Here is a 13,635-nt window from a genome sequence, read left to right as displayed (position 1 = left end):
GCAGGCCGGGACGGGTACGGCCACGGCCCCGGCCGAGGCGGTGGGCCTCGGCCGGGGCCGTGGGAAAGGTCGGGCGGGCCGGACGTCAGTCCTCGCCCGCCTCCTTCGCGCGCTTCAGGTTCTTCAGCCGTGCGCCCTCCTTGCGGACCTCGGCCTGGGTGGCGCGCTCCTTCTCCAGCCACGCGGGCAGCTCGCGCTTCAGCTCCTCGATCTGCTCGGTGGTGAGCGCCTCCGTCACCCCGCCGCGCGCCAGCCCCGCGATGGACACGCCCAGCTTGGCCGCGACCACCGGACGCGGGTGCGGCCCGTTGGCCTGAAGCTCGCGCAGCCACTCGGGAGGGTTCGCCTGGAGCTCGGTCAGCTCGGCGCGCGAGACGACACCCTCCTGGAAGGCGGCGGGCGTGGCGGGCAGGTACACCCCCAGCTTCTTCGCCGCGGTCGCGGGCTTCATCGTCTGGGCGGTCTGGTGCGAACTCATGAGGTCAAGGGTATCGGCCGGGCGTGCGGGTGCGGACCACGTACGTACCGGGCCGTCCGCCGCCCCCGGCCACGGCCGGTTAACCTTGCCTGGTGACAGGCTCGGAGGAAACACCGTCGTTCCGGCTCGCGTACGTTCCCGGCGCGACGCCCGCCAAATGGGCAAGGATCTGGAACGAGCGCCTGCCCGGCATCCCCCTCACCCTCCACCAGGTCCCGGCCGCCGAGGTGTCCGGACTGCTGCGCGCGGGCGAGGCGGACGCCGGTCTCGTACGGCTCCCCGTGGACCGCGCGTTCCTCAGCGCGATCCCCCTCTACACCGAGACCACGGTGGTCGTCGTCCCCAAGGACCACGTGATCACCGCGGCCGAGGAGGTCACGGTCGCCGACCTGGCCGACGAGGTGCTCTGCCACCCCCTCGACGACGTCTTCGACTGGGACGCCCCGCCCGGCGAGCCCGCGTTCGAGCGCCCCGCGACCACCGAGGACGCCGTCGAGCTGGTCGCCGCCGGCGTGGGCCTCCTGGTGGTACCGCAGTCCCTGGCCCGGCTGTACCACCGCCGGGACCTCACCTACCGGACGCTCGTCGACGGTCCCGAGTCGACCGTCGCGCTGTCCTGGCCGGAGGCGGCCACCACGGACCTGGTCGAGGACTTCATCGGCATCGTCCGCGGCCGCACCGTGAACAGCACCCGCGGCCGGCAGCCGGCACAGGCGTCCCGGTCGGCACAGGGCTCGCAGGGCTCGCAGGAGAAGCCCAAGCGGTCGCAGAAGCCCGCCTCGGCCAAGGCGGCGCAGTCGCGCACCGGCGGAGCGAAGCGCACCCAGTCCGCCAAGCCCGCGAAACGAGGCAAGCCCCGCCGCCGTTCCTGACCCAGGACCGCCCCCGCGCCTTCCCCCCGCCACCGTTCCTGACCCCAGGCCCCCCGCGCCCGCTCTCCGCCGTCGGTCGTGGCTCCGGGGCTGGGCTCCGCGCCTGTTCTCCGCCGCCTCACCGGTCGCCCGGGGGCGGGCCCCCGCTCGCCCCCGGTCTGCTTCCGGACACCCCCGGCGCCTCCCCCTCCCGGGGCCCGTGCGATGTCACGATGCCATCCGGACATCCCGGATATCCCGGACATCCAGCGCTGGAGGCGCCGTGAGCCCAGAAGCAGTTGCGGACGAGGTGGTCGACGCCCGTGCCTCGTCCGCGTTCCTCGTCAACGAATCCCTCGGCTACCTGTTCCCCGCCGCACTGCGGGCGGCCGCCGTGGTGGGGGTGGCCGATCACCTGGCCGACGGGCCCCGGACCGCGGCCGAACTGGCCCGGGCCACCCGTACCGACGCGCGCAGCCTGTACCGGGTGCTCCGGCTGCTGGCCACCCGCGGCGTCTTCGAGGAGGACGCCGTCGGCCGCTTCCGCCTCACCGCCGCCGGCGACGCGCTGCGCACCGACGCGCCCTGCTCCGCACGCTCGGCCGTCCTGATGAACACCGACCGCAGCATGTGGCTGCCCACCGCCGACCTGAGCCGGTGCGTGACCGAGGGCACGTCCGCGTTCGAGCACCTCTTCGGACTGCCGTTCTTCGAGTACTTCGCGCAGGACGAGGACACCGCGGACGTCTTCCACACGGGCATGGCCGCCATGTCCGACGCCGAGAACGGGCCCATCGCCGACGCCTGCGACTTCCCGCCCACCGGGACCGTCGTCGACGTGGGCGGCGGCCACGGCGGCTTCCTGCTGACGGTCCTCGACCGTCACCCCGCCCTGCGCGGCATCCTGTACGACCGGCCGCACGTGCTGGCCGGCCACCGGCTGGACACGCCCGGGACGGCCGGACGCTGGAGCACCGAGTCCGGTGACTTCTTCACCGCCGTACCGGAGGGGGACGTGCTGGTCCTCAAGCGCATCCTGCACGACTGGGAGGACGACCAGTGCGTCGCCCTCCTCGACCGCTGCCGTGCCGCGCTGGCACCGGGCGGGCGGATCCTGGTCGTCGAGGCGGTGGTCCCGCCGGGCAACGCACCGCATCAGGCCAAGGCGCTCGACCTGCTGCTGATGGCGGCCCTGGTGGGCCGGGAACGCACCGCGCCGGAGTTCGCCGGGCTGTTCGAGGCCGCCGGCCTCAAGCCGGCACGGGTGACGCCGACGCCCACGGTGCTCTCGGTGGTGGAGGCGGTGGCCGTCTAGGCGGCCGGCTCCAGGTCCTCCGCGTCCGCCTCCGGCGCCTTCGCCCGCTCCCGCAGGTCGGCCACCGCCAGGCACAGGGCCAGCAGGATGAGTCCGACGGACGTCAGCAGGCCGAGCTGGAGTGCCTCGACGGCCGGGCCGCGGTTGGCGAGGTGCGCGAAGTACACTGAGCCCACCACGGCGATCCCGGCCGCGGAGCCGACGCGCTGGCCCGTTTGGAGCACCCCGCCGGCCGCGCCTGCCCGCTTCACGGGCACCCGGGTCAGCGTCAGCGTGGTGTTGGGGGAGACCGTGATGCCGGAGCCGATCCCACCGACGACCATCGGCAGTGCGGCCGCCCACCCGAAGCTGTCCAGCGGCACCAGCCGTACCACCGCGATGATCCCGAGCAGCCCGAGCGCCACCCCGGACAGGCCGAGAACGACCAGTTTGCGTCCGTGCCGCACCACCAGCCGGCCGCCGAGGGCGGCGCCCACCGCCGAGGCGGCCGCGAACGGCAGCACCGTGACACCGGCGGCCAGCGCGCTGTACCCCGCCGCGTTCTGTAGGAACAGGGCGAGGACGAAGAAGACCGTGGTGAAGCCCGCGAAGTAGGTCAGGCTGACCAGCGCGCCGAGCGTGAAGGACCGCAGTGCGAACAGCCGCAGATCGACCAGCGGCGCGCGCCCGAGCCGGCCCTGCCGGCGCTCCCAGGTCCAGAACAGGGCCAGCAGCAGCGCGCCCAGCGGCATCAGCGCCCACTTCGCGCGTCCGGTCCACTGCTGCTCCTGCACCAGCGGCAGCATGAGGGCGAGCACACCGGAGCCGAGGAGCAGCACCCCGACCGGGTCGAACTCCTCCCGTCTGCCGACGACGGGGAACCGCGGCAGCAGCCGCAGCCCCGCGGCCAGCGCGGCCACCCCGATGGGCAGGTTGACGAAGAACACCCAGCGCCAGCCGTCGTCGGTGCCGACGGCGTCGATGATCAGGCCGCCGGCCAGCGGGCCCACCGCCGTCGACACCCCGATGACACTGCCGAGCAGACCGAAGGCCTTGGCTCGTTCGGCGCCCTGGAACATCTGCTGGATCAGCCCCGAGGTCTGCGGCGCGACCATGCCCGCCGCCGCGCCCTGGATCAGCCGGAACACCACCAGCCAGTCGGCGCTCGCGGCGAGTCCGCAGGCCGCCGAGGCCAGCGTGAAGACCGCCAGCCCGATCAGGAAGGCCTGGCGGCGGCCGCGCATGTCGCCGAGCCGGCCCGCCGGGACGAGGGCCAGTCCGAAGGTGAGGGCGTACCCGGAGACCACCCAGGACTGGGCGGCCTCCGTGGCTCCCAGCCCGTGCTCCATGGAGGGCAGGGCCACATTGACGATCGAGGTGTCGAGCAGCGAGATGAAGCCCGCCGTCAGACAGACCCCGAGCGCCTTCCAGCGCCGGTCTTCGGTGGCCGGCCGCTGCGGCTTTGCCCAGGTCGTGGTCATACGGACACGCTATGCAGGCATCCGGGGCATCGCACGACCGGCGGAGCGAACGGCTGGCGCACTGCTCCCGACGGGTGAACGGCCCTTCGGTCAGCGCGCGTACGACGCCTTCCGGGCCGTGGCCACCACCCGGTCGCCCGCCGGTCCGTCCAGCAGTCCCCGCGCCACCCACGTGTCCACGACCGACCGCACCCGCGTCACCAGCGCCGCCTTGTCGCGGAACGGTGCCCCGGCCCACACCGCGTCCAGGAGCGAGCCGCCGTCGGGCCCCACCGGGTCGGCGACGCCGGAGTCCAGGCCGCCGAACACCACCGTGGGCTCCGAGCGCCGGAAGTAGGCGTGGCCGGGGTCCTCGGTCCCCTCGTAGAACGGGGCGAACTCCGTGCCCGACACGGTGAAATGGAGCGGGGCGTCCGGTACCGGCGTGACGGACGGCAGCAGGTCACCGGAGAGCCCCGCGTTGCCGTACAGGCCCAACTCCAGCCACTCCGTGGACGCGTTGCGGCCGACCAGGTTGACCGGGCCGTAGAACAGGGCCCGCACCGACGGATCGTCCAGCGTCCGTTCCACCCGCAGCCGGAACGGGATCGACACCCGCACGGTGTCGCCGGGCCGCCAGGTCCTGGCCACGCCGAAGTAGCTCCCCGGCACCGCGGTCCCCGGCACCGCCCGCCCGTTGACCGTCACCCGGAACCCGGCCGTCGCCCACCCCGGCACCCGCAGCCGCAGTTCGAAGGGGACGGCCCGGCCGCTCCCGCCCACGGTGAGCGTGCTGCCCTGCTCCCGCGGGTAGGCGGTGCGCTGCTCGACCGTGATGCCCCGCTCGGCCCAGGTCAGCGTGGACGGGCTGTACAGGTTGACGTACAGGGCGCTGCCGTCGGCCGCCGCGAAGTACACCGAGTCCTGGTACTTGGTGGCGGACTCCATGCCCGTGCCCTCGCAGCAGGTCGTGCCCTGCTTGGGCGTGTAGTCCCGGACATGACCGGGTGTCAGCCCGACGAAGTACGTGACGAGCGGCTTCTCCGCGTCGGCCCGGTCCTGCTTGGAGCCGAGCACCTGGTTGTACAACGCGCGCTCGTAGTAATCCATGTACGCCGGGTCCTGCTCGTGCAGGAACAGCGCCCGGCTCAGTTTCAGCATGTTGTACGCGCAGCAGGTCTCCGCCGTGGTCGCGCCGACGGTCCCGGCGATCACGTCCCGTGCCTTCCAGAACTCGGCCGTGCTGGTCCCGCCGATGCCGTAGGTGCGATGCGGTACGACCATGCCCCAGAAGTTCTTCGCGGCGGTCAGGTAGCGCTCCTCGCCGGTGGCGTCGTACAGCCGGACCAGTCCGGTGAAGATCGGGATGTGCTGGTTGGCGTGCAGCCCGTTCAGCGTGTCGGTGTTCGCGGCGCAGGCGTCGATCAGGCTGTCGAGGTCGAACAGCCGGGCCAGCGCGAGGTGTTCGGCCTTCCCGGTGAGCTCGTGCAGATCGCAGACCGCCTCGACGATCCCGCCGAACTCGCCGCTGGAGAAGATCCCCCACATGCGCTGGAGGGTCGCGGCGGGCAGCACGGAGAGCCGGGAGTACATCCAGTCGCCCATGCCGGACGCGAGGTCCAGGGCGCGTTCGTCGCCGGTGGCGGTGTGGGCGTCGAGCAGGCCCCGGAGGATCTTGTGCGCGGTGTAGTACGGCGCCCAGACCTTGGTGTAGTCGCTGCCGGTCATCGACTCCAGCAGGATGAACTGGGTCTCCGGGTAGGCCGCCAGGAAGCCGGGATGGCTCGGGCCGCCCCAGGTGCGCCGCAGGGCCGCGTCGAGACCGCGTCCCGAACCGTCCGCGAGGACCGACCCGGTCGTCTCGCCGAAGGAGTACGACACCAGGTCGCCGGTCGCCGGCACGTGCTGGAGCGCGGCCAGCTCGTCCGCGCCCAACGCCCGCGACCACACGTCGAATCCGCCGAGGGCGCCCGCGAAGACCGGGTCGGCCGGGTAGTGGGAGCGGCCGAGCCAGTGCTGGGCGAGGGGGCCCAGAGCGGCCGGGGTGAGGGACATGGCCGGGTCGCGGGCGACGGCCGTGCCGTCGACGTACAGGGTGCCGGTGCCGTCGGCGATCGTGACCGCGAGGTGGCTCCACCGGTCCAGGGGCAGCGGGGCCGTGCCGTCGAGGCCCTGCTCGGCACCCGCCCCGCCGGTGGTGATGGCGAAGCGGGGCACGCCGTTCGCGTTGCGTGCGGCGAGGTACAGGTACCGGGTGGTGTCGTCACCGAAGTCGAACACCCGCGCCCAGGCGTCCTCGTGGCCGGGCCGCACCCAGGCCGCCAGGGTGACGGCGGAGGCGTTCTGGAGCACTCCGGCCGGCAGGTCGACGTACTGGTGGGACCCGCGTTCGTTCTCGACCGCGGGCCCGCCGAGGGGCCCGGTGGTGCTCAGCACCGACGGCTCGTGCCGCAGCGCCTCGCGCACCTCGGCCAACGCCCCCACCATGGTGCGGATCCTCGCCCCGAACACCTCCTCGCCGGTGCTCGCGTACGCCTGGGCGAGCATGGTCAGGAAGTGACCGGTGTAGTGCCCGCGGAGGTTTCCGTTGGCCTCCCCGTCCAGTCCTTCCCAGCCGCCGGGCGCGACCGCGCCGCCGGTGTCCAGTCCGGCGTTGGCCCGGAACACCTGCAACAGCCGGTTCACGTCGTAGCCGCGCGCGTGGTCGAGCATCAACGCCCGTTTGTCCGCGAACAGTCCGGGGCGCAGGGTCACGTCCCCCAGCCCGAACGGCTGCACCGTCCAGGCCGCTGCGGCCGCCGTCGCCTCCGCGCCGGTCGCGGCACCGGTCCCGCCGGCGGCGGCCACCAGGGCCGTCACCTGGAGGAGGGTCCTTCGGGAGAGCGGCTGCGGCATGGGCACCTCGCAAATGTTCGGGATACCGGACGGCGTTCGTGAAATCGTCCAGACCTTAGGCAGCCGGCGAGGGAGCGTCAACGTTTCTGACCGGGACGGCAGTTCAGAGGGTGGTCAGCCAGTCGTAGGCCGCGTCGGCCGTGAACTCCGCCTGGCCGCCGTGCAGTACCAGGTCGGCCGTGGTGAACCGGCCGGCCTGGGCGGTGACATAGGGGATCGCGACACAGCGCATCCCGGCGGCGTGCGCCGCCGCCGCGCCGGGCGTCGCGTCCTCCAGGACCACGCAGTCGGCCGGGGCCGCCCCGAGACGGCGGGCCGCCTCCAGGAAGACGTCGGGTGCCGGTTTGCCGCGCGCCACCTCGTCGGCCGAGACGAACGTGCGCAGATGCGCGTCCAGGCCCGTCCCGGCCAGGATGGCCTCGATCGCCTCGGGGGAGGAGCCCGAGGCCACCGCGGACGGGACGCCCGCGGCCGCCAGCAGCTCCACGAACCTGCGCATCTCCGGGTACACCCGTGTGCCGGTGCGGGCCAGCTCCAGATAGAACCGGTTCGTCTCCGCGAGGAGTTCCGCCACCGGGGGCCGCAGGCCGTGGCGCTCCCGCAGCAGCCGCAGCGTCTCGAGGGTGCTGATGCCCACGAGCTTCTCGTGCTCCGCCCAGGTGTAGTCCCGGACGTCGTGCGCGGCCAGCGTCCGCCGGGTCGCCTCGTAGTAGTGGGGCTCGCTGTCCACCAGTGTTCCGTCGAGATCGAAGATGACCGCGAGGCTGCCGAGATCGCTCATGGGAGCCAGGATGCCGTCATCCACGCGCGGCCCGGCCGATCGACTCCACCAGCGGCAGCAGCCGGTGCGGGACACGTTCGCGCAGCGCCACCTCCGTGCGGGTGCGCACCACGCCCGGCAGGCTGATCAGCTTCTGGATCACGTCCTCCAGATGCGCGTTGTCCCGCGCCACCACCCGGGTCAGCAGATCCCCGCCACCCGTGATCGAGAACGCCTCCACGATCTCCGGTACGGCGGCCAGCGCGTCCCCCACGTCGTCCAGATGTCCCTGGGTGACCTCGATGTGCACGAACGCCAGCACCGGATGGCCGAGCGCGGCCGGGGAGAGGGCGGGGCCCGTCCCCGTGATCACGCCGTCCCGCTCCAGCCGGTCCAGCCGGGCCTGGAGGGTGCCCCGGGCGACCCCGAGGATCCGGGCGTACTCGCGCACGCTGGTCCGCGGCTGCTCCAGCAGCAGCCGCAGGATGCGGGTGTCGAGCTCGTCCACGGTCATCACTCACGACTGTACCAATGGCCCAGACCTGCGCCGCGGCGAGCTGGGCCAATGGCCTCTCGGCTGTTCGACAGTCTCCGCGACTACTGAGCCAATGGCCCAGCAGAATCGAGTCCACTTGAGCCAGATGCCCCGGCGATGCTCTCATGGCGGTGTCGATGGCGCTGCGGATCCCCGCGGCGCCTTTTCCGTGCCGCCCGTGGGAGGGGAAGCAGTGCTGAAGAGGGTGTTCACGGCTCCGGACCCGGGGCGGGTGCGGCTGCGCTTCGCCGCGCGTGCCGTGCTCGGCATCGGGCTCGCCGTCGCGGTCCCCGGAGCGGTCGGGCACTCCCTCACGGGCGCTGTCACCGGCGGTCTCGCCGCGCTGCTCGCCCTGTTCACGGTCACCGATCCCACGGTGCGCGCGCAGGCCGTCACCACCGCGCTGCTGCCCGTCGTGGGTCTGCCGGTCCTCACGGCCGCGGCCTGGCTGCACGGCGTACCGGTCGCCCGGGACCTGGTCTTCCTCGCCGTGGTCGGCGCGGGCGTGTACGCGCGCCGCTGGGGACCGCGCGGCCACAGCCTCGGCGTCTTCGCCTTCATGACCTACTTCGTGGCCCAGTTCCTGCACGCCACCCCCGGACAGCTGCCCGAGCTGTCGGCCGCCGTCCTGCTGTCCGTGTCCGGCGCGGCCCTCGTCCGGTTCGGCCTGTGGTGCTACGAACGCGGACTGCCTCCGTCGCCGGCGCCCGCCCCGCCCGCCGGTTCCGGCCTGGCCCGGGTGACCACCCGGCAGGCGGTACAGGCGACCGCGGGCGCGGGGTTCGCGCTCGTGGCGGGCCAGCTGGTGTCCGGCCAGCGCTGGTACTGGGCGGTCGGCGCCACCTGGTGGATCTTCGTCAACACCGCCTCGCGCGGCGAGACGCTGGTCCGCGGCTTCCGCCGGGTCCTCGGCACGGTCATCGGCATCGCGCTGGGCCTGCTGGTCGCCGCCCCCGTGCACGGCGCCCCCGTCCCCACCGCCGTTCTGGTCGCGGCCGCCGTCTTCGGCATCTTCTACACGGCCGCCGTCTCCTACACCTGGATGATGCTCTGGGTGACCTTCCTCGCCGAACTGCTCTACGGCCTCCTCGGCGTCCTCACCCCGGACCTGCTGGCCCTGCGGCTGGCCGAGACGGCGGTGGGCGCCCTCGGCGCCGTCCTCGCCGTGCTGCTCGTGCTGCCGGTCACCACCCACCTCACCACCGACGCCTGGATCCGGCGCGCCCTGCGCTGCGTGCACGCCTGCACGACCGAGGCCACCGCCCGGCTGGCCGGTTCCACCACCGCCGACCCGGCCCTCCGGGTGGCCGAACTGGAACAGCTGCTCGGCCGGGTACGGCTCTCGGTCGCCCCGCTGGTGCACCCGCTCGCCCCGGCGCCCGGCCGCAAGCGCCGGGCCCGCCGGGTCCTGGCCCTGCTGGACGACTGCGCCCGCGAGGTCCGCGGCCTGGTCGCCGTCGCCGCCGACCCGGAGGCCTCCCACGACGCCCGGCTGGCCGCCGCCTGCTGGCGCGTCGAGGCGGCCGTGGAGGCGCTCACCCGGGGCTCGGAGCACATCACCGCCCCCGCCGAACCGCCCACCGAACCCGCCCTCGCCCATCTGCACGGCCTGGAGCGGGCCCTGGCCGAACTCGCCGACCCGCTGCGCCCGGCCGCCCGCCCGCGTCTGGCCGCCGCCTGAGACGCGCCCCGCCCGCACGTCTTGGTCTAGACCGCAAACTGCTACCGTCGGCCCCGGACCGGCCCGTACCGACTCGTACCGGCCCGTATCGAGAGGGGACAGCGGTGACAGACGGCGGCAGGCGGCGCAGGGCGTTCATCGGGTCGTTCACGGCGGCGGGCGGACCCGGGGTCGTCACGGCCGCCGTCCACCCGCACAGCGGCGCCCTGGCCCTCCTGGAGAGCGTCGACGGCGTCCCCGACCCGTCGTATCTCGCGCTCGCACCCGGCGGACGCACCCTGTACGCGGTCAGCGAGACCGCCGACGGCGCGGTGGCCGCGTACCACGTCCACGACGACAAGCCGCGCCTCGCCGGTCCGCCGGTGCCGGTCGACGCCAGCGGCCCGACCCACCTCAGCGTCTTCGACGGGCACGTGCTGACCGCCAACTACGGCTCGGGCAGCGTCAGCGCCGTCCCCGTCCGCCCCGACGGCACACCGGCCCCCGTCCCCTCGGGGGTGCTCCAGCACACCGGCTCCGGCCCGCACGAGCGGCGCCAGCGGGCCCCCCACGCCCACCAGGTACAGCCCGACCCGAGCGGACGCTGGGCGGTCAGCGTCGACCTGGGGACCGACTCGGTCCGCGTCTGCACCCTGGAGCAGGGTGTTCCCGTCCTGCACCGCGAATTCGCGCTGCGCCCCGGCTCCGGCCCCCGCCACCTGGTGTTCCACCCCGACGGCCGGTACGCCTACGTCGTCAACGAACTCACCCCGACCGTGACCGTCTGCCGCTGGGACGCCGGCACCGGGACCCTGCGGCCGCTGAGCGAGACGCCGGTCCTGCCCGGCGCGCCCGCCGGCGACGCGTACCCCTCTGGCATCACCGTGTCGCCCGACGGCCGCTTCCTGTGGACGGCGACCCGCGGCGAGGACGTCCTGACCACGTTCACGATCGAGGAGGACCGCCTGCGCCTGACGGCGACGGTCCCCTGCGGGGGCCACTGGCCCCGGGCGCTCACCGAGTCCGACGGCCACCTGTACGCGGCGAACGAACGCTCCGGGAACATCACCTGGTTCACCGTCGACCAGGAGACCGGCCTGCCCCGCTACGACGGTCAGGTGGAACTCCCGGCACCGTCCTGCGTCGTCTTCGGCTGAGGCACCCCGTCCGGGGCGTGGGGAACCGCGCGCTCAGCCCCCACGGGCCCGCGGCCGGAGGCGGATCGCACCCCCGGAAAGACCGATGGCTCCCTCTCCGGGAGAGGGAGCCGTGGGCTTGCGCCGGCTCGGCGGACCGGCGTGCCGCCGGCTCAGCGGACCGGCGTGCCGCCGGCTCAGCGGACCGGCGTGCCCTGCGGCTGCTGCGGAGCGATCCCCAGCGCCGTCGTGTACTTGGCCAGCGCCAGCTTCCCGATCGCGGGATACGCCCCCAGCGGCTCGGCCGTGGCGCAGCCGGCCTCCTCCGCGGCGGCGCCGAGCAGCGCCGCGTCGATCTCCGGCCCGATCAGATAGGGCGCCAGCGCCAGCTGCTGCGAGCCCGAGTTCCGCAGCTGCTCGGCGACGGAGGCGATCGAACCCTCCTGGTCCAGCGCCGCGGCCATCACCGGCACGGCGAGGCGGGCGGCGAGCAGCATGCCGGTGATCCCGGCGGCCTGCACCGCCTCGTCGCCGCCCACCGACGCCAGGATGATGCCGTCCGCGGCCGTCGCCACGGTGAACAGCCGCGCCCGGTCGGCGCGGGCCAGACCGGCCTCCGACAGGCGCACGTGCAGTGCCTCGGCGAGCAGCGGGTGCGGGCCGAGGACATCCGTCAGGTCGGCGGCGACCCGGCTCTCCATCACCGCGTGGCGGACCTGGCGCAGCAGCGCGCTGTCCGGGCCGGCCAGCAGCGGCACGACGACGGCGACCGGGCCGTCGGGGGCCTTTATGCCCTCGACACCCGCGGCGACGGCCTGCTCGTAGCGGGCGGTGCGCTCCTCGGCGGCACGGGCGAGCACGGACTGGAGGGTGGGGAACTCCTCGTCGTTCCCGTCCAGGTACCCGATCCGGGCGTCCAGGCCGGGCAGCTCGGATCGGGCGATGCTCACGACCTCCTCGGCGAGGCCGCGCGTGGCCGCGCTGGGCGTACCCGGCACCGCGAGGACGAGCGCGGGCGCGTCATCGGGGGCCACCAGCGGCTCGGGACGGCGGTGCCGTCCGGGCTGGCGGGGGCGCGGCATTCGTACTGGCAGGCCGGCGGGCCCAGTGGGGGAGCTCATGGCGCCGCATGTTACTGGCTATCTGGGCTCTGCTGTTCGGGGAGGGTGCAGGTGAGCGGTATCCGTCCGGTTTTGTCTGATGAGTTACGCATGATTCGGAGGTGATCCGGCCATCTGTCGGACACTTCGGCTCCCAGTGGGATCAATCCGCTTTTGTGCGCACCACGCAGAGCAGCCGTTCATCACCCGGCAGGGTGAGCCGCCCACGGGCCAGGTCACCCGCGACGCGTACCGCTCCGTGCAGCGGATCGCCCGCCGCCGGCACCCGCCGGGCGTGCGGCAGCAGAGCGGTCAACTCCTCGGCCAGCGGAACCAGCAGCGGATCGCCGAGCTTGAACAGGCCACCGGTGACGGCGACTCGGGGCGCACCCTCGGCGGGACAGACGGCGGCGGCCGACTCGGCCATGTGCCGGGCCGCCGCACGCAGGATCCCGGCCGCCACCGGGTCGTCCGCGGCGCTGTCGGCGACCTGAGGGGCGAACGAGGCCAGCACGGCGGACCGGTCGGAACGTGGATAGAGCAGGCCGGGCAGCCCGGCCAGCGGACCGAACCGCTCCTCGGCGCGGGCCCGCAGCACGGCCGAGCCGCCGTCCCGCCCGTCGAAGGCGCGCAGCGCCGCCTCCAGCCCGGCCCGGCCGATCCAGGCGCCGCCGCCGCAGTCGCCGAGCAGGTGCCCCCAGCCGTCCGCCCGCCGCCAGCCGCTCAGATCGGTACCGATCGCGATCAGACCGGTGCCGGCGGCGATCACCGCGCCCGGGCGGGGTCCGAGGGCACCGGCGTACGCCGTCACCGCGTCGGCCGCCAACGCGACGGTCCGCACGCCGAGTTCCCGGGCCAGCGCACCCGGCAGCTCGGTCCGCAGGGCGTCCCCCAGGGTGGCCAGTCCGGCCGCGCCGACGACCACCGTGTCCATCCGGTCCAGGCCGTACTCGGCGGCCGACGCCCGTGCCATGGGCAGTACTTGCTCCAGCAGATGCCCGGGGTCGATGCCCCGCGCCCCGGTCCGTACCGGCACCCGCGACTCCCGCGGCACGGACGGCTCCCGCCCCGGCACCCCGACGACGGCCCGCAGCCCGGAGCCACCGGAGTCGACGGCGAGGAACCCGGACACCGGCCGCTCCGATCCGGCGGCCCCGCGGATCCCGCCGGCCGCGGCGGTCACGGCAGCCACCGGCCGGCCGGCCCGGGGCCGGCGTGGCTGAGCGGCTCGACAGCCGGACGCAACAGGCTGCCCTCCTGCCCGGTGGCCGCCCGCGCGTTCCGCGGGACCGGCTCGACGACCTTGACGATCTCGGCGAGAAGACCTCGACGACCTCGACGAGAAGACCTCGGCGAGCGGAACTCGACGACCTCGGCGAGAAGAGAAGAGTAGCGCCGCCGACGGCTTCCGCGGGCGGGGACTTCTGGCTCTGTGCGGGGCGCCCGAGGGTGCCAGTAGGGTGACC

General features: G+C 74.1%; 11 protein-coding genes. 4 read left to right on the top strand and 7 right to left on the bottom strand.

Annotation, left to right across the window (positions count from 1 at the left end):
* Nucleotides 1–85: 85 nt before the first annotated feature.
* Entirely contained in the window at nucleotides 86–478 is a 393-nt protein-coding gene (locus AAW13_RS28020) for a DUF5997 family protein (protein WP_046729352.1), read from the bottom strand.
* A gap of 92 nt (nucleotides 479–570) precedes the next feature.
* Between AAW13_RS28020 and AAW13_RS28015 the strand changes: the two genes are divergently transcribed.
* The gene (locus AAW13_RS28015; RefSeq protein ID WP_046729351.1) at nucleotides 571–1,350 is read left to right on the top strand and encodes a LysR family substrate-binding domain-containing protein; all 780 of its coding nucleotides are present in this window, start codon (nucleotides 571–573) and stop codon (nucleotides 1,348–1,350) included.
* Nucleotides 1,351–1,612: 262 nt separating this feature from the next.
* A complete protein-coding gene (locus AAW13_RS28010; RefSeq protein WP_240528760.1) occupies nucleotides 1,613–2,644 on the top strand; it encodes a methyltransferase in 1,032 nt (343 codons plus the stop codon).
* On the opposite strand, the gene AAW13_RS28005 is transcribed toward AAW13_RS28010, so the two are convergent.
* From AAW13_RS28005 to AAW13_RS27990, 4 genes are all read right to left on the bottom strand, one after another.
* Nucleotides 2,641–4,104, bottom strand: coding sequence for an MFS transporter (locus AAW13_RS28005; protein WP_046729349.1), 1,464 nt, complete (start codon nucleotides 4,102–4,104; stop codon nucleotides 2,641–2,643). The genes AAW13_RS28010 and AAW13_RS28005 overlap by 4 nt on opposite strands.
* A gap of 90 nt (nucleotides 4,105–4,194) precedes the next feature.
* Nucleotides 4,195–6,978 (bottom strand): beta-L-arabinofuranosidase domain-containing protein, encoded by a 2,784-nt coding sequence (locus tag AAW13_RS28000; protein ID WP_046729348.1) that lies wholly within the window; start codon nucleotides 6,976–6,978, stop codon nucleotides 4,195–4,197.
* 103 nt (nucleotides 6,979–7,081) lie between these two features.
* Nucleotides 7,082–7,759, bottom strand: coding sequence for an HAD family hydrolase (locus AAW13_RS27995; RefSeq protein WP_046729390.1), 678 nt, complete (start codon nucleotides 7,757–7,759; stop codon nucleotides 7,082–7,084).
* Between the two features lie 16 nt (nucleotides 7,760–7,775).
* Nucleotides 7,776–8,252, bottom strand: a complete 477-nt coding sequence (locus AAW13_RS27990) for an Lrp/AsnC family transcriptional regulator (protein ID WP_046729347.1) — start codon at nucleotides 8,250–8,252, stop codon at nucleotides 7,776–7,778.
* Between the two features lie 214 nt (nucleotides 8,253–8,466).
* Between AAW13_RS27990 and AAW13_RS27985 the strand changes: the two genes are divergently transcribed.
* Both AAW13_RS27985 and AAW13_RS27980 read left to right on the top strand, forming a co-directional pair.
* Nucleotides 8,467–9,954: an FUSC family protein gene (locus AAW13_RS27985; RefSeq protein ID WP_046729346.1), complete on the top strand. Its 1,488-nt coding sequence runs from the start codon at nucleotides 8,467–8,469 to the stop codon at nucleotides 9,952–9,954.
* A 104-nt stretch (nucleotides 9,955–10,058) separates the two neighbouring features.
* A complete protein-coding gene (locus tag AAW13_RS27980; protein ID WP_046729345.1) occupies nucleotides 10,059–11,090 on the top strand; it encodes a lactonase family protein in 1,032 nt (343 codons plus the stop codon).
* Nucleotides 11,091–11,266: 176 nt separating this feature from the next.
* Here the strand turns inward: AAW13_RS27980 and AAW13_RS27975 are convergent, their stop codons facing one another.
* Complete coding sequence (locus AAW13_RS27975; RefSeq protein ID WP_107483420.1) at nucleotides 11,267–12,190, bottom strand: sirohydrochlorin chelatase; 924 nt, start codon at nucleotides 12,188–12,190, stop codon at nucleotides 11,267–11,269.
* 142 nt (nucleotides 12,191–12,332) lie between these two features.
* The gene (locus AAW13_RS27970; protein ID WP_240528759.1) at nucleotides 12,333–13,352 is read right to left on the bottom strand and encodes an N-acetylglucosamine kinase; all 1,020 of its coding nucleotides are present in this window, start codon (nucleotides 13,350–13,352) and stop codon (nucleotides 12,333–12,335) included.
* Nucleotides 13,353–13,635 lie beyond the last annotated feature (283 nt).

It is taken from the genome of Streptomyces humi (genome assembly GCF_001005085.2).
Classification (GTDB): domain Bacteria; phylum Actinomycetota; class Actinomycetes; order Streptomycetales; family Streptomycetaceae; genus Streptomyces; species Streptomyces humi.
The sequence above is the reverse complement of the archived record's forward strand: the minus strand, read 5'-3'. Positions and strand labels throughout refer to the sequence as shown.

Excerpts from the sequence above, each read along its gene's own strand:
- AAW13_RS28005 (WP_046729349.1), bottom strand. The coding sequence starts at position 4,104 with ATGACCACGACCTGGGCAAAGCCGCAGCGGCCGGCCACCGAAGACCGG.
- AAW13_RS27975 (WP_107483420.1), bottom strand. The coding sequence starts at position 12,190 with ATGAGCTCCCCCACTGGGCCCGCCGGCCTGCCAGTACGAATGCCGCGC.
- AAW13_RS28020 (WP_046729352.1), bottom strand. The coding sequence starts at position 478 with ATGAGTTCGCACCAGACCGCCCAGACGATGAAGCCCGCGACCGCGGCG.
- AAW13_RS27990 (WP_046729347.1), bottom strand. The coding sequence starts at position 8,252 with ATGACCGTGGACGAGCTCGACACCCGCATCCTGCGGCTGCTGCTGGAG.
- AAW13_RS27995 (WP_046729390.1), bottom strand. The coding sequence starts at position 7,759 with ATGAGCGATCTCGGCAGCCTCGCGGTCATCTTCGATCTCGACGGAACA.
- AAW13_RS28000 (WP_046729348.1), bottom strand. The coding sequence starts at position 6,978 with ATGCCGCAGCCGCTCTCCCGAAGGACCCTCCTCCAGGTGACGGCCCTG.